Raw genomic sequence first — 21481 nt, forward strand, 5'->3', positions numbered from 1 at the left:
CAGACCCTTCGGGCACGTCAGCCGGCTCCTACATCACTTCCGAGAACCCGCGCTTGGTGCGCAGGAACCACCAGGAGCCGATCCAGAGAGCGGCGACCGCCACAACGGAATAAAGGCCAAGCCGTTCCCAGTTCGGAAAATGCCCCCAGAGCAGCACGTCGCGCGAGGCGTCGACCGGTATCGTGAGCGGGTTGAGCAGTAGCCATGGACGCAGCGGCTCCGGCAGCATTTCCGGCGGAAACAGGATGGAGCTGCCGAACATAAGGATCGTCATCATGAATCCGAGCACCTGCCCGATATCCCGGATGAAAACCCCGAGGGACGCCACCAGCAGACCCAGACCCGCCAGCATCACGACGAAGGGCAGCCAGACGAGCGGCAGCAGCAGCCCCGTCCAGTGCATCGGCACGCCATACCCCAGGATCACCGCAACCAGAACCGCGAGCGCCATGAAGGCGTGAACCAGATTGCTCAACAGCGCCGCAACGGGAAGAATCTCCAGCGGGAAGACCACCCGCTTCACGTAGTTCGGATTTTCCAGCACGATCGACTGGGCCCGGAGCAGCGTCTCCGCCAGAAGAACATGCAGCATCAGTCCGGAAAACAACACGATGCCGTAAGGCACATCCGACTGGCTCGGAGTCGCACCGAAGCGCACCTTGAAGACCAGGCCGAAGACGAAGGAATAGATCAGGATCATCACCAGCGGATTGATCAGCGGCCAGAGAAAGCCCAGCACGGTGTTCCGGTAGCGCGATGCAAGCTCGCTTCGGACCATGTTCTTCAGGATGAAGCCGTTGCTCCGAAGGCTGGCCGCCAGAGCGAACAGTGCGCCCGCGAAACTGACCGCTTGGGCCGACCGGCCCGGAGCCGAGATGGCGCCGCCCATGGAATTCTCCCGGAATCAAACAACTGCCCCGGACTGTTACACCAGATCGGCAGCCAACCGGAAGCTATTGTGCCTTTTTTGGCCGTCCGATCAGGCGTTCGGCGCGGCGAACATCGCTTCCATCTCGCGACGCACCTTGACCGCATCGTCATCCGAGTCGATGTCCACATCGCCCCATCTGAGCGGCGCCCCCTCCGGGACCGCGCGTTTCAGTTTCACATGCTGGGCAAGTCCGAGTGGCAGATAACCTTCATCCAGGGAGCGCCGAGCAGGCGTCTGCTTACCCCAAACGCAGAAACCGCCCTCGCCGTCCAGGACCTCGCCTTCCTTCAGATCGCGCTTGGCGGTCGCGACCACGTCCGAATTGAAGGTAACGGGCGACCCCGTCGGTTCCTTTCTGAGTGCGGCGGAGGCAACAGACACACCGAGCTCCAGCCCGATCATGTGGGTGGGCCGGTAGAGCGAGGCGAAGCGGAAGCTGCTGTCGGGGAGCATCTGATATTCCTCGAAACAGTAGCGCGCGTAATCGGTCTCGCCCTCAATCACGACATAGGTGCCGTATTGCAGGTGTCCCGGGACCTCGCTGCCGTCGCGATTGAGCGAGGAGACGACCTCTGTCGTTCCCGAATGGGTCAACGTGCCGCCGAATGCGGCCGGCTTGCACACCTCCGCAAGATCGAAGCGGGAGCATGGCGGAAAAGCGAGCCCGTCCGGCTGCGGCGTCAGCCCGGTCGCGTTGCAGACCGCGCTCATCTCGATGCCGGACTTGGTCCCGTCGAGGAAGCTGTTGAACATCTTCGGATTGAGCCGGCCACGTTTCACCACCTCCAGGTCCCAGCCGAAGTGATCCCAGACCGTCTCCGGCGTCGACTGGTGGAAGGTGGGCAGATAACGCGTCCCCTTGCCGGCCGAGACGACCGTGAAACCGCAGGTGCGCGCCCAGTCGACATGTTCCGCGATCAGCGCCGGCTGGTCGCCCCAGGCGAGACTGTAGACCACGCCCGCGAGTTCCGCCTTGCGGGCCAGCAGCGGTCCCGCGACCACGTCCGCCTCGACATTGACCATGACCACGTGCAGACCGTGATTGATCGCCGAGAGGCAGTGCCTGATGCCTGCGGCCGGATCGCCCGTCGCCTCGATCAGCACGTCAAGCCCACCATTGTTGATCAGCGCGGCGCTGTCCTCGGTGACGAAGGTGGAGCGGCTCTTCTCCGCCTCGTCGAAACTGGATGCTGCGAAACGCTCCGGCTCCCAGCCGATGTGAGCGAGTGTCTCTTTGGCTCGCGCGACATTGAGATCGGCGATGCCGACGACATGCACGCCTTTGGTCAGGCGTGCCTGCGACAGATACATGGCGCCGAACTTGCCGCAGCCGATGATCCCGACCCGGACCGGGTCGCCGTCATTCTCCCGCTGCAGCAGCATCCGTGACAGATTCATCGCATCCCTCCCCGGCCGCTTGATCCATTTGGACTTAGTTCAGCACGCGGATCGGATTGCCCTCGTGCCAGGCTTTGATGTCCTCGACCATTTCGCCGTAGAAGAGCCGGTAGGTCTCTTCCGTCACATAGCCCATGTGCGGTGTCAGCAGGATATTGTCGAGCTTGCGGATCGGATGATCCGCCGGCAGCGGCTCCGGCTCGAAAACATCGACGGCGGCACCAGCGATCCGGTTGTTCTTCAGCGCGTCGATCAGCGCCGCTTCGTCGACGATCGGACCGCGCGAGGTGTTCACCAGAAGCGCCGTCGGCTTCATCATGGCGAGCGACGCGGCGTCGATCGTATGGCGCGAACGGTCGCTCAGCACGATGTGGAGCGTGACGATATCCGCCTCGCGCAGCAGTGCCTCCTTGCTCGCCGCCTTGCGCACGCCGACCTGGGCGCAGCGCTCCTCGGTCAGGTTCGGCGACCAGGCGACCACGTCCATGCCGAAGAGCTTGGCGATCTCCGAGACCTGGCTGCCGAGCTTGCCGAGCCCGATGACGCCGAGCGTGCGGCCCATCAGGTCGATGCCGATCCTGGTCTGCCACTTGCCTTCCCGCATCATGCGGTCGTCATGGGCGACCTGGCGGGCGAGCGCCATCAGCATGGCCCAGGTATGCTCCTTGGTGGTGTTACCGCTTGTCGCCGTGCCGCAGACTGGGATCCCGCAGGCGCGGGCGGCGGCGAAATCGACCGAGTTGTTGCGCATGCCGCTGGTCACGAACAGTTTCATGTTCGGCAGGCGCTGGAAGATTTCGGCCGGGAACGGCGTCCGCTCGCGCATGGCGCAGACGATCTCGAAATCCTTCAGACGCTCGACGAGCGCGTCATGCTCGACGAGATTGTCTGTGAAAACGACCGTCTCGTAGCCCTCCGGCAGGCTTCCCCAGTCCGCCATCCGGAGGGAGACGTTGGCGTAATCGTCCAGAATCGCGATCTTCGGCATTTCCTCACCTGTCACATTCAGCGTTGATTCTAATTATTTGTTTCACAGACCTTTTTGATGTCCGTTTCACAAGTTATCAGTCGTCTTTTGGCTGCAGGTCAAGCGAGGCCGAGTTGATGCAGTAGCGCAAACCGGTCGGCTGCGGCCCGTCCGGGAACACATGCCCGAGATGGGCATCGCATTTCGCGCAATGCACTTCCGTCCGCACCATGAAATGGCTGCGGTCCGTCTGGGTCTCGATGTTCGCATCCTCGATCGGCTGATAGAAGCTCGGCCAGCCGCAGCCAGCATCGAATTTCGTCTCGCTCTCGAACAGCGGCTCGCCGCAGCAGACGCAGGTATAGGTGCCCGGATCGGTCGTTTCGGCATATTTGCCGGTAAACGGCCGCTCAGTCGCGTGCTTCCGGGTCACCAGGAACTGTTCCTCGGTGAGTTGCTCCCGCCACTCCGCGTCGCTCTTCTCGATCTTGGCCATCATGCCCTCCTGATTTCTGTCAGGGCTGAGATTGTTCGTATCGGCGAAGCAGGCAAGACACCTTTCCGCGATCCGCTATTTGCCCTTGCGGCGCTCTTCGAGCACCACCCCGCCATCGACGAGACCCTGGATCTCGTCAGGCGCGAAGCCATGCGCCTCCAGGATCTCTCGGCTATGCGCACCGAATTTCGGAGGCACGGAGCGGACCGAACCAGGGGTGCGGGAGAATTTGATCGGAATACCCCAACCCTTGTACCAGTCCTTCTCGACCGCCATGTCGCGGTGCTTCGTATGCTCGTGCGCCATGACCTCCGCCGTGTCGCGGATCGGCCCGACGGGCACGCCCGCGCGGAGCAACCGGTCGCAGACATCGTCGCGGTCGGCGGCGGAGAAAAGCTTTTCCAGCTCCTCGCGCAGCGCCGCACGGTTCGCCAGCCGGTCCGCATTCGTCTTGAAACGCGGATCGTTGCCGAGTTCCGGCTTGCCGAGCTCGGCGGTCAGACGTTGCCAGGCTCGATCGTTGCCGCCGGCGATAAAAATGTCGCCGCCCTTGGTCTCGTACTTGTCGTAAGGCGAGATGTTGGGGTGCTGGTTCCCGGTGATGCCGGGTACCTTGCCCGACAGCGAATAGTTGGCGACATGCGGATGCATCAGCGAGAGACCGCAATCGTAGAGCGTCATGTCGATATACTGGCCAAGGCCCGAGCTGTGCCGCTCGAACAGCGCCATCATGATCGCGTTGGCGGCATAAAGGCCGGTTCCCATGTCGACCATCGGAATGCCGACGCGGGTCTGGTCGCCCGGCGAGGAGCCGTTGACCGAGAACCAGCCGGTCATCGCCTGGATGATGCCGTCATAACCCGGAAAGCCGCCATAGGGTCCTGAGCCGCCGAAACCGGAGATTCGGCAATGGACGAGCTTCGGGAACTTTTCCTTCAGCACCTCCTCGTAGCCGAGCCCCCATTTCTCCATCGAGCCCGGCTTGTAGTTCTCGACCAGAACGTCCGCATCCTCCAGCAGGCGCAGCAGAACCTGCTTGCCCTCTTCCTTCGAGAGATCGAGACCGAGCGACTTCTTGTTGCGGTTCACACCGATGAAATAGGAGGCGTCGCCTTCGTGGAACGGCGGGCCCCAGTCGCGCACCTCGTCGCCCTGCGGCGGTTCGATCTTGATGATCTCGGCGCCGTGGTCGCCCAGCATCTGGGTGCAGTAGGGTCCGCCAAGGACCCGCGTGCAATCGACGATCTTGATGCCCTTGAGCGCGCCGGCCGATGCCGCAGTGCCACTCATTCCGTTACTCCCCGTTCGATGATCTGGTCCGGACGCGTTCGGTCCGCTCTGATAATTAGGCCGCCTTGCCGAGGCCGAACACTTCGGCGGCGAAGGCGGGATAGATTTCCGCGAGTTGCTCCGCGACCGGGCCGCGGATCGCCGCGAGCGTCTCCGCATCCGGCAGTGGCGTATCCGGCACCTCCGCCGGCTCATCGTAATCGAAGCCCGTTTGCTCGCGGATTTCCTCGACGGTATGTCCCGGATGCACGCTGGCGAGCCGGAACCGTCCTTTCTCCCGGTCGAAGGAGAAGAGACACCGGTCCGTGATCAGCGCATAAGGTCCGCCCGGACGGTAGACGTTCGGCTCCGAGGTTCCCGGCGCGCTGATGAAATCGACTTTCTCGACCAGCGTGCGCGGCGTGTGCTCGAGGCGGAAGAGGATCACCCGCGGCACGGTGAAATACATGTAGGCCGAGCCGAAGGAACCCGGGAAACGGACTTTCGGGCGGTCCGGATCGCCGACCGAGACGAGATTGATATTGGCCTGCCCGTCGATCTGCGCACCGCCGAGGAAGAAAGCGTCGATCCGCCCCTGCCCGGCACAGTCGAACAGCTCCTTGCCACCATCTGTGAAGAAGTTGTTCTTCTCGCTCCCGAGCACGGAAACCCGCGTCCTTTCCGGATGCCGCGCCCGTGCCAGCATCGCCGCCGCGCCCGGCACGGGTGAGGAGGCGCCGACCGCAATATGCGGCAGGCCGTCCAGCATCTCCGCGATCGCCGCGATCAGAATCTCCTCGGCGCGGATGTCTTTCGAATTGCTCACGTTCCTACTCCGCCGCCTCTTTGCTCTTGCCCGCCATATAATCGGCGAAGCCTTCCTCGGTGCGCGCCATTTCGACATAGCGCGCCAGTTCGGCCGCATCGGCGTCGTATCCGCCTGGAATACCGAGCGGCCAGGCACCGTTCTCCGCTTCCGCGAGCGCACCGACATAGAGGCCCGGAATGGTCCCAGCGGCGCGGACCGGATCGTCCAGCAGGTTGCCGTCGACGATCTTCTCCGCCGTCACCAGGCTGCTCTTCGCGGCGTGCGCCATCAGCATCAGCTCGCGCCGGACACCGACCCAGACATTGCCGAAGCGATCGGCTAGCGGTGCATGGAACACGGCGAAATCCGGCTGGATCGCCTTGACCATGAGGATCGGATCGTTCTCCGCGAACGGATTGTCGGCGACGATCCAATCGTCGCGGCGCCTCTCTAGATCGGAACCGATGACACCGCGGAGCGGCATGAAGGGAACGCCCTTCTCCGCAGCTTGAAGGCCTGCGTGGATCGCCGGGCAGGTCCCGTCGAGCATGCGGATCGAGGCTGACTTGACGGCGGCACCGAAACGGGGCGCCAAGCCGAATTCGCCGAGCGTCACGGCAGCGGTCTCGACCGTCGCGACGCAACCGGCGCCGATCAGCTGGTCCGCCTGAAACCCGAGGGCTGGCACGCCGATGATGTGCAGATCTTTCACCCCGCGCGCGATGATCGCGCGGACGAGCGCCATGGCGCAGTACGAATAGTCCGGCGGCAAGGCGATTTTCGCCCCGTCCGGCACCCGGGCCGCAAGCCCCTCAATATCGAGGCGGATGGCGTCCATGTTCCTTCCTCCGGTAAGTTTTCCGCATCCTACGCCAAACCAACCGCCTGAAAAGCAACAAGCGGTCACGACATTCTTTCCGCCGGCGCGGCGCCTTACCCCATCGACGGACCGGTTCGCGCGTCATATCCTCCGGCAAAATAACGAATAAAAGCGTCCGGGAGGCTCGGGGTGAGCGAGATCTACGATTACATAGTTGTCGGAGCCGGTTCCGCCGGTTGCGTCGTCGCCAACCGTCTGTCGGTCGACCCGAGGAACAAGGTGTTGCTACTGGAGGCCGGCGGCAAGGATCTGAATCCATGGATCCATGTTCCCGTCGGCTATTACCGCACCATGTACCACCCCGACCTTTCCTGGGGCTACGAGACCGAGCCGGATCCGGGAGTGAACGACCGGGTCATGATCTGGCCGCGCGGCCGCGTGCTCGGCGGGTCCAGCTCGATCAACGGGCTGCTCTATGTCCGCGGTCAGCAACAGGACTACGATCACTGGCGCCAACTCGGCAACGAGGGCTGGGGCTGGCAGGACGTGCTGCCCTATTTCAAGAAATCGGAGAGCTTCGAGCGCGGAGAAAGCGAACTGCGCGGCGGTTCAGGCCCGCTCTCCGTTTCCGACATCGCGGACAGGCGGCCGGTTTGCGAGGCCTTTCTCGATGCCTGCGAGGAAGTCGGGATCAGGCGCAACGAGGACTATAACGGGGCGGTTCAGGACGGCGCCGGGTATTACCAGACGACGAGCCGGAACGGACGCCGCTGCAGTGCAGCTGTCGCTTATCTGAACCCGATCCGCAGCCGCAAGAACCTCCGCATCGAGACCCGCGCCCTCGCCTCCGGTCTTGAGCTGAAGGATGGCCGCGCGACCGGCATCCGCTATCTGCGCGACGGGATCGAATACCGCGCCGAGGCTGGCCGCGAAATCGTGCTCTGCGGCGGCGCCATCAACTCGCCGCAACTCCTGCAGCTTTCCGGCATCGGCCCGGCAGCCCATCTCCGCAGCGTAGGTATCCCGGTGCAGCATGATCTGCCGGGTGTCGGCGACGATCTGCAGGACCATTTCCAGGTCCGCGCAATCTACGAGCTCGACGGCCTCGAGTCCCTCAACACGGATGTCGGCAATCCGCTGAAGCGGATCATGATGGGGCTGCAATATGCGCTTACCCGCGAGGGTCCGCTGACCATCAGTGCCGGCCAGGTCTTCGTCTTCACCAAGACGCGGGAGGAACTGGAGACATCGGACATCCAGTTCCATTTCATACCCTTCAGCGCCGACAAACCGGGCCAGTTGCTGCATCCCTTCCCCGGGGTTACCTCCTCGGTCTGCCAGCTCCGTCCGGAAAGCCGTGGCACGATCATGGTGAAATCGGGCGATCCGAGAGAATATCCAAGCATCAAGCCGAACTATCTTTCGACCGAGGGTGACCGGCAGACCATCCTCGCCGGGATGAAACTGAACCGGAAGATCTCCCAGTCGCCGGCCTTCAGGAAATATCTGAAGAACGAGTACGAGCCCGGTCTCGACCGGACGGACGACGAGTCCCTGCTCGCCTATGCCCGCGAGAAGGGCGGCACGATTTTCCATCCGACCAGCACCTGCCGCATGGGCAGCGACACGAAAGCCGTGGTCGATCCCCGCCTCCGGGTCCACGGCATCGGTGGCCTGCGCGTCGCCGACTGTTCGATCATGCCGACGGTGGTCTCCGGGAATACAAATGCCCCGGCCATGATGATCGGCGAGAAGGCGGCCGACATGATTCTGGAGGACAATCGGGGCCGATGACGGCATCGGCCTCATCTCCGAGGCTCGCCGATGCCAAATCGGCCTTGGACAGGGGCGATCCCGCAACCGCGGCTACGATCGCGCGCGCGGTCGCCAAGGCCAGCGGGCACCCGGCGGGAATCGCCCAAGCGCTTCACTTCGCCGGATTGATGGAGCTTGAGGACGCGAATGGCGCTTCCGCATTCCGGCTGATCCGAAAGGCGCTCCTGATCGCCCCGGAGCGTGCGAATGCCTATGCAAGCCTCGCGCAAATAGCCGGCACGGCAGACAATCCGGTGCGGCGCGCGCGCATCGCCCTCTGGTCGAATCCTCGCTCCGACGTCGCCTGGTCGGCCTACAGCATCGCCAGTGCAGAAGCTTCCCGGATCGCCCGTGCAGAACGTCGGTTCGACGCCGCGATCGCGCATTCGAGGCGCGCCGTGCTGCTACGTCCGGGTTACGCTGAGGCCCTTCAAGGATTCATCCTCGATCGCCGCTGGTTGTGCTGTATGGATGATCCGGACTGCCGCTTCGACCGGATCGTTCGCCTGGTCGCGCGCATCCGGGACGTGCCGGGCCATCCCCTAACGCTTCTTGCCCCGCATGTGAGCCCGGACGATCAGCGGAGGGCGGCGGAAAGGATCGTCCGCTCCCTGCCCACCCCCGCTACAAGGCCGAAGATCTCGACAACGCCGGGGGCGAAGATCCGCATCGGTTATGTTTGCAGCTTCCTGAAAGACCACGCGCTGGCCGAGGCACTGCCCGAGCTCCTCGAAAAGCACGATCGGGAGCGGTTTGAAATCCGTGTCTATGCCACGCCGAACGCGAATGGCCGCGCTGCTTGGAACGAGTCAATCCACGCGTCGGCTGGTGAAGTGGTCGATCTCGGCCGGCTTTCGCCTGAAGCCCAGGCAGAACGGATTCGAAATGACGGAATCGACATTCTCGCCGATCTCGACGGCTTCCTGGCAGATCGGCCGCTCGGATTGTTGTCGCTAGGACCGGCCCCCATCCTGGTCAATTATTTTGGATTTCCCGGAACATGCGGCGGTCTGCACGATTATATCGTCGGAGACGAACGCTTGATCCGCCAATCGGACGCGGTCAACTACAGCGAGCGCGTCGTGCGCCTGCCTCACTGCTACATGCCGTTCGACTGCACGCGCCCGGTTCCGGCGCCGCCGACCCGCGAGAGTGTCGGGCTGCCGGAAGATGCACTGGTCTTTCTCGGCTTCCACAGCCAGAACAAGATTGCCGCCGACGCCTTCGCGGCGTGGATGGGCTGCCTTCGGGAGGTCCCCGGAAGCGTCCTCTGGATGCTCGACCACGGCGAGCTCTGCCGGTCGAATATCCAGATCGCCGCGCAAGCCGCCGGCGTCGCGCCAGAGCGGATCGTGTTTGCATCCAAGGTCCCGGTCCGAAACCATGTCGCGCGGCTCGCGCTTGCAGACGTCTATCTCGACAATACCTGGTTCAATGCCCACACAACCGGTGCTGACGCTCTCTGGCGCGGGGTTCCTGTCGTCACCGTCGCGGGAGAAACCTTCGCGGCGCGTGTCGGCGCTTCGCTTCTGACCGCCGTCGGCCTTCCCGATCTGATTGCGCGCACGCCGGAGGAACAGGCAGACATTGCCATCGCTCTAGCCAGGTCACCGAAGCGGCTTTCCGCACTGCGCCGCCACCTTGAACGCGCCCGAAACGCCGCCCCCCTGTTCGATATGCGGAACTACACGGCCGCGCTGGAGCGCGCCTATCTGGAGATGGTCTTTCTCGCCCGCGAAAATCTCCCTCCCGCCGACATCACGATCTCCCCCTGACGGAGCTGCCTCATGGATTTCACCGAAGATCCGGTCCTCGAAGCCGTACGCGAAACAGTCAACCGCGTGTACGAAACCGAAATCGTTCCCAACATCGCCGCCTATGAAGCGTCCGGCGAATTCCCCTACCCGATCATCCGGGCGATGGGGGATGCCGGGCTCTTCGGCGCGGCCTTTCCGGAGGAGTTCGGCGGCACCGCGATCGGTTTCTCCGCCGTCGGGGTCATCGCGGAGGAGATCTCGCGGCTTTCGCCCGGTTTCGGTTACGCGATGAATATGCAGGCCATGACCTGCCCCTTCACCATCTTCAATTGGGGCACGCCGGAACAGGCGCGGAAATACGTGCCCGAACTGATTTCCGGACGGAAGATCGGCGTGTTCGCCCTGACGGAGCCCGGCGGCGGGTCCGATCCCGGCGGCGCCATGCGAACCACGGCCAGGCGGGACGGCGACAGCTATATCCTGAATGGCTCGAAGATCTGGATCACCTTTTCTAATGCCGCGGATATCGGCGTGCTGTTCGCGAAGACTGATCCCGGGGCCGGAAAGCGCGGAATCTCGGCCTTTATCGTTGAGCCTAAGAGCACGCCCGGATATAGCGCGAAACCGATCGACATGCGGCCGCTCTCGAACTGTCTCCGCTCCTGCGAGGTCTTTCTCGACGATTTCCGGGTTCCGGCGGAGAACCGCCTTGGCGCCGAGGGAGACGGTCTAAAAATCGCGCTGAACGCGCTCGAATATGGTCGTCTAACCGTATCTGGCCGACTCGTCGGTCTCGCCCAAGCCTGCTTCGACGAGACCCTGCGCTATGCCCGCGAACGCGAGGTCGGCGGCCAGGCGATTGGACATTACCAGATGATTCAGCATCCCATCGCCGATGTCGCGGTTGGCATCGATGCGGCCCGGCTCATGCTGCGGCGAATGGCTTGGCTGATGGACCAGGGCGAGCGCTCGACACGCGCGGCGGCCCGCGCGAAATATCTCGCCTCCGAGGTCGCCCAGAAAGCTTCTCAGACCGCGCGCGATACCTTCGCCGCCTACGCACTGGCCGAGGAATATCCGATCAACACGCTGACCGCCTATGTCAACATGCTGACCGTCGGCGAAGGCACGCCAAACGTGCAGCGCGTGCTGATCGCGGAAGACGCGCTCGGTTTCAAGAACGCCAACCGGCATCCGGTTATGAATCCGCTCCGACGCAGCGCCGTATAGCAAAAAGGCCGCCTCGCGGCGGCCTTTCTTATACGTCCTGGAAGAACGTTCAGAGTTTTTCGACGTTCACGCCAACCGTAATGGCACCGATCGGAGAACCGCCGTCGCTGACGGTCGCGGAAAGCTGCGACTGGAACGCCCCCGAGCTCTCGTCAAACTCGACCTCGTCGATGAAGACGGCATCCGCACCGGCACCGAAAGTCTTCTGGTGCTTGCCTTCGTCGCCCTGCATGTAGTCGGACGTGGTGTCGCTCATGCCGACATTCAGGCCCTTGGCATCCATGACGAAGATCTCGGCGATCTTGCCGCCCGCTTCGTCTTTCTTGCCTTTGAGCCAGGCTGACAGGGAATTGCCTGCGACCTTGTTCACGAGATCACCGCCGCCGGCCTTCGCCTCTGCGCGCCACTGCTTGTCGAGCGTATCGATTTTCGCGGCGTCATAGCCCGACGTTTCACCGTTCTGAGCCTTGATGGCGGCGATCACGGCCGGATCCGAAAGCCATGCCTTCACAGTGCTCTCGTAGAATGCCTTGATCTGCGGCTCGAAATCGTTCGCCTTCGCACCCGGTGCAAGAACAAACATCGCGACCGCGACAGTCATAGCTTTGATCAGAAATTTCATGGGAACCTCCTCCTTAGCTGCCCACGACATCCCAACCGATTGATGTAAATTTTTGGTTAACTGCAATTTCTTTGGCTTATTAACCTCATTTTAAGTAATAATTTAGACCATTCAGTGGATTGACAAGACATTTTTGGAAATCGGGCTGGAGTTCATTATGCGTATTGGGTTTCGTATTGCAGCAGGCTTCGCGGTCACGTTGTTCATCGCTGCAGGTGTCGGCCTGATAGGGTATTTCGGCCTGACCCGTTACGACAAAGACATCACCCTCACGCTTAATCTTCTCGACGCGGTCGACACCTTCGGACAGGGCAACGCTCAGGCCAAACTGTACGCAATGAGCAGAGATCCCGCCTATTATGAAACGGCGGTGACCGAGACCAGAGCCGCTGAAACCAAGCTGGCAGCAATGGTCGCCCAAGGTGAGGACGACCCGGCACTCCTCGAAATCAATACGGAACTCGCCACCTACGACGCGAAGCTCGGCGACCTTTTCGCCGTGAATACGGAAACCGCCGAAGTGACCGCGGCGATGGCCGCCGAGGCGGCGGATATCCGGTCCGCCGCGGAAAAACTCAGTGTGGGGGCCGAGGAAATCTTCAAGGCGAGCCGCGCCGTCGAACGTGACGCCGCAGAAACCCGCGACAGCAGCATTGCCGTCATGATTGCTGCCAATACGCTTCTCGCCGAGAGCAATGCTATCCGCGCCGCGGAGGCCGCATATCGCCTGGAGCGAAACGACGAGAACCGCGCGGCCCTGGAAGCCGGTACCAAGCGCCTCTTCCTCGGCGCTCTTGGGCTCAGGAAAGCCGCACAGGGAACTTCGGCCGAGGCCAGCGCGGGAAGGGTCGCACAAATCACCGTCAGCTACCGGAAACAGTTTTCCGAACTTGTGCAAGCTATCCAGGACGGGAGCGGCGACGTGACGGCGATGTTCAACGCCATTTCCGAAAGCAGCCTCGCCCTCGGCCAGGAAGCGGGCGCGATCACGAAAGACCGCAAGCAGGCCCTCGCCGACGCGAACACCGCCTACAAAGAGGCTTCGGAGAAAGGTACGCTGGCGACGAACGCGCGCATCGCCGCGCTGGAAATGTTGATTGCGGCCGACGAGATGTCGGCCGAAACGCGCCGCTTCATTGCCGAGTCGGACCCGGAAAAGCGGGAGGCGGAGAAAGAAAATATCGCCGGCTACGTTTCCGTTGTGTTTTCGAAGTCCCTCGTCATCAAGAAAGCATTGCCGGGAGAATACGGAGACCTTGCACTGCAGGCAGCGAAAGCCGCAAAGAGCTTCCGCGAGAGAGTGGATGTCGTCGCGGAAGCCTTGGTCAAGCAGGCTGAGATCGAGGCCGAGATGCATCAGGTCGAAGAGCGAAATGCCACGCTGACCAGCAGCTTCAAGGAGCAGAAGATCGGCGATCTCAGAGAACTCAAGGAACAGTCCCTCCAGTCCATCCTCATCGGCACCGGAGGGGGTGTCGCGCTTGGTTTCATTCTCGCGTTCCTGATCGCGCGCAGCATTGTTCGGCCGATCTCCGTCATTACCGGATCCATGAACAAGTTGGCCGACGGCGACCTGGAGAGCGAGATCCCGATGACCGAGCGCAAGGACGAGATCGCGCAGATGGCGAAAGCCGTCCAGATTTTCAAAGACAATGCGAACGAGATGAAAAGGCTGGAACGCGAGCAGCAAGACGCCGAACGCCGGACGACGGAAGAAAAGCGAAAAGAAATGACCGCATTGGCGGACAGCTTCGAACAGTCGGTGAAATCCATAGCTCAGCGTGTCGCCGATGCCGGCGGTACGATGGAAGGCTCGGCCTCAGAAGTGACGAGCGCTATTTCCAGAACGCACGACCAGGCCGCGGCCGTTGCGGCGGCGTCGACCGAGGCGAGCGCCAATGTGCAGACGGTCGCAGCGGCCACGTCCGAGCTCACATCGTCAATTCAGGAGATCAGCCGCCAGATCGCCGTTTCCAACGAGAAATCGCGGGACGCGTCAAACCGCGCCGGACAGTCGGTTGAACTGATGCATAGTCTGCGTAAGGCGGTCGACGAGATCACCGAGGTGGTGCAGCTGATCCAGGATATTGCCGAGCAGACCAACCTATTGGCCCTCAACGCAACGATCGAGGCGGCCCGCGCCGGCGATGCCGGCAAGGGCTTCGCGGTGGTCGCGTCGGAGGTCAAGAATCTCGCCAACCAGACTGCGCAGGCGACCGAACAGGTTTCCGAACGCGTCAGCGCGATCCAGCGGGAAACCGACAACGCCTCGCTCAATATGGAAGAGGTTTCCAAGGTCATCGAGGAACTCGGGGAAATCTCCTCCAGTATCGCAGCAGCCATGGAAGAGCAGACCTCCGCCACCCAGGAGATCGCCCGCAACATCGAGGAAGCCAGCATGAGCGCCGACGATGTCGCGCGGAATATCGAGGGGGTCAACGAGAGCGCCCAGATTTCCGGCGGTGCGGCAGACGCGGTCAGCGGCCGAGCCCGGGAGCTCACCCAGCAGATCGAAAGCCTCAATCGTCAGGTCGAGGACTTCCTCTCCCAGGTCCGCAACAAGTAACGGCACTCAAGCGCGGTTGTCGGCGCCGACCGTCCAGAACAGGCCGGCGCCGACAACCGCAGCCGCCGTGCAGACCGCGAAGCCAGTCCCGTATCCGCCGCTCAAATCGAACAGAAATCCCGAGGAGAAAGCGCCGAAGGCGGCTCCGATCCCCTGGCCGAAATTCGCCGCGCCGAGGATCGCTCCGATCCCCGAACCGGAAAAGCGCCGGGCCATCAGCGTCGTGATGATCGGGCCCCTCGCCCCCATGCTGAGACCGAAACAGACGATATAGATCACCAGCAGAATGCCGGTGCCGTCCGACGGCAGCAGGTAGAGCGCCCCGATGGCGATCACCGTCAGTCCGTAACTCCCGGTCGCGACGATGCGATGGCCGAACCTGTCCGCTGCCATGCCCGTCAGGGTCATTCCGAAGAAGGACAGCATCCCGGCGGTCCCGAATGCGAAGGCCGCCTGGCGCTCGCTCATCCCCTCGCTGACGAGATAGGCGACCGATTGCAGGCTGACCCCGTAGATCGACATCGCCGTGACGAAGAAGATGACGAAAAACATCCAGAAGGCTGGAGTCTTCAGCGCCGCGAGCAGGGTCGGTCCGGATTTTCCGAGCGCGCGCGAATAGCGCCGCGGATTGCCGTCCGCGCCCTCCGCGATCCGCCGCCAGGGGAGGAACAGGACGAAGACGCAGAGTACGGCGAAGACGGTAGCGTACCATTCGTAGGCCAGGCGCCAGCCCTGTTTCGCGATCAGATATTCCGCCAGCGGCGCCATGATTAGCGTGCCAACACCGAGACCGCCGTAGGTCATCGCAAGCGCAGTCGCCAGCCCCTTGTCGAACCAACGGCTGACCACGGCCTGTGCCGGCGCAAGCCCGATCAGCGCCGCACCGAAGCCGCAAAAAACACCGATCGCGAGCTGGAACTGCCAGAGTTCGGAAAGCGAACCGGCAGCGAAGTATCCCGCGGCAAGGGCGGCGAGCCCGGCGGCATAGACGAGGCGTCCGCCGAAACGGTCGAACAACAGACCTGCGAGCGGCGCAAAAAATCCCGTCGCTGCCATGAAGATGGAATAGACAGAGGTCGCCGAGGAGCGGTCCCAGCCGAGATCGCCGGAAAGCGGCAGCAGGAAGACGGCGTAACTCTCGCCAGCCCCACGCCCGAGCGCCGTCATCCCGAGACAGAGAGCGAGCACGCCGAGCGATGCGGCCATCGCCCTTCCGCTGATGAGTGCCATCGAGAATCGGCTCCGGCAGAAATACTGAACGCTCTCAGCCTAGTGGCTCGTCAGTTTCGCCGATAGTCCCTGCTGAGGCACTTCAGTCACGCGACTTCCCGAAAAACTGGCTCAGGATCAACAGCGTCGAAGAGATCACGATCATGATGGTCGAGATCGAGGCAATGGTCGGATCGATCTGGTCGCGGAGCGCGTTGAACATGTTCCGCGTGAGGGTCGAATTATCCCCGCCGGAAACGAACATGGCGACAATCACCTCGTCGAAGGAGGTAAGGAACGAGAGCAAGGCCGCGGTCAGGACGGAGAAACGGATCTGCGGCAAGGTGATGCCGATGAAGGCGGTGAAGCGCGAGGCACCGAGGCTGCGGGCCGCCATCTCCTGGTTCATGTCGTAGCTCTTCAGTGCCGCACTGACGACGATCAGCACGAGCGGCAAGGCGAGGATCGAGTGGGCGATCACCAGACCGAACAAGCTGTTCACGAGCCGGATCTGCACGAAGACATAGAAGGCCGCGATGGCGATCAGGATGACCGGAACCATGATCGGCGTGATGAGGACGATGTAGAAGAACTGGCCGAGCGGGTGTCGCGAGACATGGAGGCCGTAGGCCGCCGCGATTCCGAGCGGCGTGGCGACGCACATGGTGAGGAATCCAGCCTTAAGGGAGGTCCAGGTCGCATCGATCCAGGCTGGCGAACTCAGGTAATGCTCGTACCAGCGCAGCGACCATTCCCGCGGTGGAAATTCGAGATACTGCGAGGCCGAGAAAGACATCGGCATGACGATCAGGGTCGGCGCGACGAGCAGGATCATGATCACGGACGCGACGATGTAGAGCCAGAGCCGCTGGCCGTGGGTGATCTGGGTCTCGGAGGCAGGGCGCTTCAGCCAGTTCATCAATGCCCTCCCCCGAGAACGCGGTTCAGGTTCAGCAGACGCGACGCGGCGAACAGGATGCCCAGCGTGATCGCCAGCAGAACCACACCGAGCGCGCTCGCCGCCCCCCAATTGAAGAACAGCTCGATATTGTTGGTGATCTGGTTGGACACCATGATCACCTTGCCGCCGCCGAGCACGGCTGGCGTGACGAAGAAGCCGAGGCAGAGCACAAAGACGATGAGCGCGCCCGCGAAGAGGCCAGGCAGCGACAGCGGGAAGAAGATGTTCCAGAAGGTCTGCACCGGTCCTGCGCCGAGATTCGACGACGCTTTCAGGTAATCCTCGCTGATTGCCTTCATCGAGCCGTAGAGCGGCAGGACAAGGAAGGGGAGCATGATATGGACCATGCCGATCAGCGTCCCTGTCAGGTTATGGACAAGAGCGAGCGGTTCTTCCCAGAGCCCGAGGGAGATCCCCCACTCGTTGATCAGCCCCTTGCTCTGCAGCAGCACCAGCCAGGCGTAGGTCCGCACCAGCAGCGAGGTCCAGAACGGCAGCAGCACGGTCAGCATGCAGAGCGCCGCGGCGCGCTTCGGAAGCTGGGAGAGGAAGTAGGCGAGCGGATAGCCGAGCAGGATGCAGATCCCGGTGGTCAGGAAGCTGACCTTGAAAGTGGTCCAGAAGATGCGCGCATAAGCCTTGCTCTCGAGCATCCGGTCGTAATGCTCGAGAGAGAAGCTGCCGTCGTCGGACAGGAAGGAGAGATAAAACAGCCAGCCGACCGGGATCACCATCACGATCATGACCGTCAGCACCGCCGGCGAGGCCAGTCCGAGCAGCGCCCAGCGCTCCCGCCAATCCTGCCGGGTCAGCAGAGCCTCGTTCTCCCGCGTGGCGTTGCCGGATGCGATTTCCGCCACCCCTCTCATTCCCCCTCGTCCGGAATCAGAACGACGTCGGCCGGCTTCAGTCCGAGCGCGACGCGTTCGCCGACGGCCAGCTTCTCGATCGCCGCCTCGCTGCGCATGCCGGCGCGCACCGCGATGTCCGTGCCGTCCGCCAGCGTCACATAGGCGAGCGTGGTATCGCCCTGATAGACGAGATCCTTCACCGTGCCGGGGAAGATATTGGTTTTCCCGGAATCGCTGCCGTCGAGAATGGTCAGACGTTCGGGCCGAACGACAAGAGAGAGAGCGCGCCCGTCCGGCACCTCGCCCACCTCGAGCGCGACACCGGCGAAACTGAGATTGTCGCCCTTGCGCTCCAGCTTGAGGAAGGTCGACTCACCTATGAATTCGGCGATGAAACGGTTTGCAGGACGCTCGTAGATCCGGCGCGGCGCGTCGAGCTGCATAAGGCGGCCATGATTGATGACGGCGATGCGGTCCGACATGGTCAGCGCCTCGCGCTGATCGTGCGTGACATAGACCGTGGTCATGCCGAGCTTCTCGTGCAAGTGCCGGAGCTCGATCTGCATCTGCTCGCGGAGATTCTTGTCGAGTGCGGAGAGCGGCTCGTCCATCAGCAGAATGCGCGGACTGAAGACGATGGCGCGGGCGAGCGCGACGCGCTGCTTCTGCCCGCCGGAAAGCTGGCCGATCCGCCGTTCACCGTAACCGCCGAGCTGCACCGTCTCCAGTGCCCGCTCGACGAGACCAGCGGCTTCCGCCTTCGCTACCTTCCGCAGCTTCAGCGGGTAGGCAACGTTGGCCGCCACGCTCATATGCGGAAAGAGGGCGTAGTTCTGGAACACCATGCCGACACCGCGCTTGTGCGGCGGCATGGTCACGATCTCCTCGTCGCCGAAGCGGATGCTGCCGTGATCCGGGCGCGTGAAACCGGCAAGCGCCATCAGCAGCGTGGTCTTTCCCGATCCGGACGGGCCGAGGAGCGTCAGAAACTCGCCGCTCTTGACCTCGAGATCGACGTGATCGAGGGCAAAGAGGCTGCCATAGCTCTTCGTCAGGCCGGAAATCGATATCGGAAGCGCGTCCTGCTTCGACATTCCAAGCTCTCAGAAATTCGTGTCATGGGAAATGTGGCCGCATTCGCGGCGGATGGAAACGGGGACGGCGACCAGGCGCCGTCCCCTCCCCAGTTTGACCAAGAGCCGGTTTCTACTCGGTCAACATTTCCTGATACATCGCGGCCGCCTTCTGTTCCCACTTGGCGTACCAGGCGAGGCTGATCGGCAGCTGCAGCTTGGCATTGTCCGGGTGGGACGGCATCGCGCGCGCCATGGCTTCATCGATCTTGCCGATCTCATAGGCCTTCTTGTTGGTCGGGCCGTAGGTGATGTGCTCCGGCAGGTTCGCCTGGATCTCCGGCTTGCTCATCTCGGCCAGGAACTTCATCGCCAGATCCTTGTTCGGAGCGCCCTTCGGGATGGCGAAGCAGTCATAGTCGAGCAGCGCCTGGTTGAAGGTATAGGCCACCTTGGCACCATCCTTCTTCGCAACGTCGAAGCGGCCGTTCCAGCCGGTGACCATGTCGACCTCACCGTCCTTCATCAGCTGCGCATGCTGCGCTCCCGACGACCACCAGACCGCGACGCTCGGCTTCAGTTCGCGGATCTTGTCGATCGCGCGCTTGATGCCCTCCTCGCTGTCGAGAACCTTGTAGACGTCTTGCGGCGCGACACCGTCGGCCATCAGCGCCGGCTCCAGCGCACCCGCGACCTTGTCGCGATAGGATCGCTTGCCCGGGAACTTCTTCACGTCCCAGAAATCGGCCCAGCTCTTCGGCCCGTTATCGCCGTAGGTCGCGGTATTGTAGGCCATGACCGTGGAGAACACGTCGCTACCGATGCAGTAATCGGTGTAGAGCCCCGGATAGAAGGTCGAGACGTCGACGATTCCGAAATCGATCTTCTCGAGCAGACCTTCCTCGGCGGCGCGGGCAGCGCTGCCGGAGCCGCTGGAAACGATGTCCCAGCCGACCGCGCCGGCCTTCACTTTCAGACGGACGTCGGACATGCCGCCATAGGTCTCTTCCTTGACGGTGATCCCCATGGCCTTTGCCGCGGGCTGGAAGAGCGCAAGGCTCTGGGCATTCTGGTAGGAGCCGCCCCAGGACGCGACGGTCACGCTGTCGGCGGCAAGTGCGGGAAGCGCGACCGCGGACAGGGCCATCGCGCCGGCCGCCACGGTCAGAATGCCGCGGCGGGAAATGTTCTTCTTGTTCGTCATGTGAGGTTTCTCCGCTGTTCGTTTGGTGGGTCTTGCTCGGAGATGGAGCGTTTTCGCCCCTCTCCTGGACTACATCCGGTCCGGCCCGTTACAGAAAAGTGAAAGGCCAGATTGGCCCACGGAACAGGTCCATTCTCGAATAAACAACAGACCAATTTTACAGGGAGCAACCGTTCGCATCGAGGAAACCGCTACCGGTTCCAGCCGTCGCGCCAGCGGAAATAGGCAACCGACGCGGCGAGGAACCAGGGACGGCCCGTATAGAGAGGACGCGTCGGGAAACCGATCCCGTCGAAGGCCGTCCGGCCCTCCTTCTTCCCCAGCATCTGCTGCGCGACACGCATTCCGAGATACCCCGACATGGACACACCCGAGCCGCAATATCCCATCGCATAGTGGACGTTTTCATGACAGCCCACATGGGCAAGCGTATCGAAGGTATAGGCGACGAAACCCATCCAGGAGTGACTGACCCGGACATCGGCCAGTTCAGGGAAGATCGCGGCGAGATCGCGACGCAGCAGTGGCGCACTCTTGCGCGGGTCGGTCTCGCCGGCGGAAACCCGGCCTCCGAACAGAATCCGCGTCCGGTCCGGTGACGGCCGGTAGTAATAGACCACCTTGCGGCTGTCCCCGAGCATGCGGTCGGTCGGGATCAGCCGGTCCATCTGTTCCTTCGGTAGCGCCTCCGTGGCGATGATATAGCTGCCGATCGGGATGACCCGCCGGCGCTGCCAGCCGGAGACCGCACCCGTATAACCGTTGCTTGCGACCATTACATTGCGCGCGCGGACGACGCCCCTGCCCGTCCTGACCCGGAATCCGGGAGCGCTCTCCTCGATCGAGGTGACTGGACAGCGCGTGGCGATGACGACACCCGCTTCCTCGGCGCGTCGCAGCAGCCCCGCATGAAACTTCGCCGGGTCGAGCGAGGCCGTGCTTTCGTTCACGATCCCGCCGTAATAGGCATCCGTGCCGATTTCCGCATGCTGTTCGGCGCGCGTGACGACGCGGAGCGGCTCGACCAGTCCCGCCGGCTGGTTTTCCGCCGCCCAAGCCATCTTCTCGAACTGGATCGGGTTATGCGCGGCGGTGAACTTGCCGGGCACGGCGAAATCGCAGTCGATCTTCTCGGCGGCGACGAAATCGGTGATCCAATCGAGGGCATTCGAACCTTCGCGGATGATGCCGAACGCCGTATCGGTGCCATAGCGGCGCGTCAGTTCCTCGTAACCCGGCTTGATCGAGCGGCTGATCTGGCCGCCGTTCCGCGTGCTGCAGCCCCAACCGGCATCCTCGGCATCGCAAACCAGTACGGAACGTCCGGCCCGGGCCAGCTCCAGTGCCGCCGACAGGCCGGTATAACCGGAGCCGACCACCAGCACGTCGACCTGCTGCGGCAAGTCGGGCCTGGCGATCTCGGGCCGCGGCGTTTCCCCCCACCAATAGGGATCGGTGGTGAAGTCTTCAGTGAATATGTCGCTCTGCATGATGGCTCCGGTCG

General features: G+C 62.7%; 18 protein-coding genes. 4 read left to right on the plus strand and 14 right to left on the minus strand.

Translation table 11 applies throughout. The features are described 5' to 3' along the window. Positions 1 to 28: 28 nt before the first annotated feature. From IG122_RS04745 to IG122_RS04775, 7 genes are all read right to left on the minus strand, one after another. Positions 29 to 889: an ABC transporter permease gene (locus tag IG122_RS04745; RefSeq protein WP_193180972.1), complete on the minus strand. Its 861-nt coding sequence runs from the start codon at positions 887 to 889 to the stop codon at positions 29 to 31. A gap of 90 nt (positions 890 to 979) precedes the next feature. Next, positions 980 to 2329, minus strand: coding sequence for an NAD(P)H-dependent oxidoreductase (locus IG122_RS04750; RefSeq protein WP_193180973.1), 1350 nt, complete (start codon positions 2327 to 2329; stop codon positions 980 to 982). Positions 2330 to 2363: 34 nt separating this feature from the next. Beyond that, positions 2364 to 3317, minus strand: coding sequence for a D-2-hydroxyacid dehydrogenase family protein (locus tag IG122_RS04755; RefSeq protein WP_193180975.1), 954 nt, complete (start codon positions 3315 to 3317; stop codon positions 2364 to 2366). 76 nt (positions 3318 to 3393) lie between these two features. After that, positions 3394 to 3792 carry a peptide-methionine (R)-S-oxide reductase MsrB gene (msrB, locus tag IG122_RS04760; RefSeq protein WP_193180977.1) on the minus strand — a complete coding sequence of 133 codons (399 nt, stop codon included), beginning with the start codon at positions 3790 to 3792 and terminating at the stop codon, positions 3394 to 3396. Between the two features lie 75 nt (positions 3793 to 3867). Beyond that, complete coding sequence (locus tag IG122_RS04765) at positions 3868 to 5082, minus strand: CaiB/BaiF CoA transferase family protein (protein WP_193180979.1); 1215 nt, start codon at positions 5080 to 5082, stop codon at positions 3868 to 3870. A 55-nt stretch (positions 5083 to 5137) separates the two neighbouring features. Continuing rightward, positions 5138 to 5887, minus strand: coding sequence for a CoA-transferase (locus tag IG122_RS04770; protein WP_319024812.1), 750 nt, complete (start codon positions 5885 to 5887; stop codon positions 5138 to 5140). Positions 5888 to 5891: 4 nt separating this feature from the next. Next, complete coding sequence (locus IG122_RS04775; RefSeq protein ID WP_193180980.1) at positions 5892 to 6707, minus strand: CoA transferase subunit A; 816 nt, start codon at positions 6705 to 6707, stop codon at positions 5892 to 5894. Between the two features lie 171 nt (positions 6708 to 6878). On the opposite strand from IG122_RS04775, the gene IG122_RS04780 reads away from it, so the two are divergent. Genes IG122_RS04780 through IG122_RS04790 form a run of 3 tightly spaced genes read left to right on the plus strand, consistent with a single transcriptional unit; the run spans position 6879 to position 11491 of the window. Then, positions 6879 to 8483, plus strand: coding sequence for a GMC family oxidoreductase (locus tag IG122_RS04780; protein WP_193180982.1), 1605 nt, complete (start codon positions 6879 to 6881; stop codon positions 8481 to 8483). Next, positions 8480 to 10279, plus strand: a complete 1800-nt coding sequence (locus IG122_RS04785; protein WP_193180984.1) for an O-linked N-acetylglucosamine transferase, SPINDLY family protein — start codon at positions 8480 to 8482, stop codon at positions 10277 to 10279. The genes IG122_RS04780 and IG122_RS04785 overlap by 4 nt, the downstream gene beginning before the upstream one ends. Before the next feature lie 12 nt (positions 10280 to 10291). Beyond that, the gene (locus IG122_RS04790; protein ID WP_193180986.1) at positions 10292 to 11491 is read left to right on the plus strand and encodes an acyl-CoA dehydrogenase family protein; all 1200 of its coding nucleotides are present in this window, start codon (positions 10292 to 10294) and stop codon (positions 11489 to 11491) included. 49 nt (positions 11492 to 11540) lie between these two features. Here IG122_RS04790 and IG122_RS04795 read toward each other — a convergent pair whose 3' ends face one another. Continuing rightward, positions 11541 to 12113 (minus strand): hypothetical protein, encoded by a 573-nt coding sequence (locus IG122_RS04795; RefSeq protein WP_193180988.1) that lies wholly within the window; start codon positions 12111 to 12113, stop codon positions 11541 to 11543. A 157-nt stretch (positions 12114 to 12270) separates the two neighbouring features. Here IG122_RS04795 and IG122_RS04800 point away from each other — a divergent pair, with 157 nt between their 5' ends. Beyond that, positions 12271 to 14679, plus strand: a complete 2409-nt coding sequence (locus IG122_RS04800; RefSeq protein ID WP_193180990.1) for a methyl-accepting chemotaxis protein — start codon at positions 12271 to 12273, stop codon at positions 14677 to 14679. A gap of 6 nt (positions 14680 to 14685) precedes the next feature. Here the strand turns inward: IG122_RS04800 and IG122_RS04805 are convergent, their stop codons facing one another. The 6 genes from IG122_RS04805 to IG122_RS04830 form a co-directional block, all read right to left on the minus strand. Further along, complete coding sequence (locus IG122_RS04805; protein ID WP_193180992.1) at positions 14686 to 15909, minus strand: MFS transporter; 1224 nt, start codon at positions 15907 to 15909, stop codon at positions 14686 to 14688. An 82-nt stretch (positions 15910 to 15991) separates the two neighbouring features. Continuing rightward, positions 15992 to 16807: an ABC transporter permease gene (locus IG122_RS04810; protein WP_193180994.1), complete on the minus strand. Its 816-nt coding sequence runs from the start codon at positions 16805 to 16807 to the stop codon at positions 15992 to 15994. Continuing rightward, positions 16807 to 17709, minus strand: a complete 903-nt coding sequence (locus IG122_RS04815; RefSeq protein WP_319024813.1) for an ABC transporter permease — start codon at positions 17707 to 17709, stop codon at positions 16807 to 16809. The genes IG122_RS04810 and IG122_RS04815 overlap by 1 nt, the downstream gene beginning before the upstream one ends. Before the next feature lie 5 nt (positions 17710 to 17714). Further along, complete coding sequence (locus IG122_RS04820; protein ID WP_193180997.1) at positions 17715 to 18794, minus strand: ABC transporter ATP-binding protein; 1080 nt, start codon at positions 18792 to 18794, stop codon at positions 17715 to 17717. A 112-nt stretch (positions 18795 to 18906) separates the two neighbouring features. Continuing rightward, positions 18907 to 19977: an ABC transporter substrate-binding protein gene (locus IG122_RS04825; protein WP_193180999.1), complete on the minus strand. Its 1071-nt coding sequence runs from the start codon at positions 19975 to 19977 to the stop codon at positions 18907 to 18909. Between the two features lie 191 nt (positions 19978 to 20168). After that, positions 20169 to 21467, minus strand: coding sequence for an NAD(P)/FAD-dependent oxidoreductase (locus IG122_RS04830; protein WP_193181001.1), 1299 nt, complete (start codon positions 21465 to 21467; stop codon positions 20169 to 20171). Between the last annotated feature and the right edge of the window lie 14 nt (positions 21468 to 21481).

The sequence above is a fragment of the Nisaea sediminum genome, from assembly GCF_014904705.1.
Lineage (GTDB): Bacteria > Pseudomonadota > Alphaproteobacteria > Thalassobaculales > Thalassobaculaceae > Nisaea > Nisaea sediminum.

Coding starts and splice junctions, on each gene's coding strand:
- IG122_RS04830 (WP_193181001.1), bottom strand. CDS start 21,467: ATGCAGAGCGACATATTCACTGAAGACTTCACCACCGATCCCTATTGG.
- IG122_RS04775 (WP_193180980.1), bottom strand. CDS start 6,707: ATGGACGCCATCCGCCTCGATATTGAGGGGCTTGCGGCCCGGGTGCCG.
- IG122_RS04745 (WP_193180972.1), bottom strand. CDS start 889: ATGGGCGGCGCCATCTCGGCTCCGGGCCGGTCGGCCCAAGCGGTCAGT.
- IG122_RS04805 (WP_193180992.1), bottom strand. CDS start 15,909: ATGGCACTCATCAGCGGAAGGGCGATGGCCGCATCGCTCGGCGTGCTC.
- IG122_RS04820 (WP_193180997.1), bottom strand. CDS start 18,794: ATGTCGAAGCAGGACGCGCTTCCGATATCGATTTCCGGCCTGACGAAG.
- IG122_RS04800 (WP_193180990.1), top strand. CDS start 12,271: ATGCGTATTGGGTTTCGTATTGCAGCAGGCTTCGCGGTCACGTTGTTC.
- IG122_RS04790 (WP_193180986.1), top strand. CDS start 10,292: ATGGATTTCACCGAAGATCCGGTCCTCGAAGCCGTACGCGAAACAGTC.
- IG122_RS04785 (WP_193180984.1), top strand. CDS start 8,480: ATGACGGCATCGGCCTCATCTCCGAGGCTCGCCGATGCCAAATCGGCC.
- IG122_RS04750 (WP_193180973.1), bottom strand. CDS start 2,329: ATGAATCTGTCACGGATGCTGCTGCAGCGGGAGAATGACGGCGACCCG.
- IG122_RS04825 (WP_193180999.1), bottom strand. CDS start 19,977: ATGACGAACAAGAAGAACATTTCCCGCCGCGGCATTCTGACCGTGGCG.
- IG122_RS04765 (WP_193180979.1), bottom strand. CDS start 5,082: ATGAGTGGCACTGCGGCATCGGCCGGCGCGCTCAAGGGCATCAAGATC.
- IG122_RS04795 (WP_193180988.1), bottom strand. CDS start 12,113: ATGAAATTTCTGATCAAAGCTATGACTGTCGCGGTCGCGATGTTTGTT.
- IG122_RS04810 (WP_193180994.1), bottom strand. CDS start 16,807: ATGAACTGGCTGAAGCGCCCTGCCTCCGAGACCCAGATCACCCACGGC.
- IG122_RS04755 (WP_193180975.1), bottom strand. CDS start 3,317: ATGCCGAAGATCGCGATTCTGGACGATTACGCCAACGTCTCCCTCCGG.
- msrB (WP_193180977.1), bottom strand. CDS start 3,792: ATGGCCAAGATCGAGAAGAGCGACGCGGAGTGGCGGGAGCAACTCACC.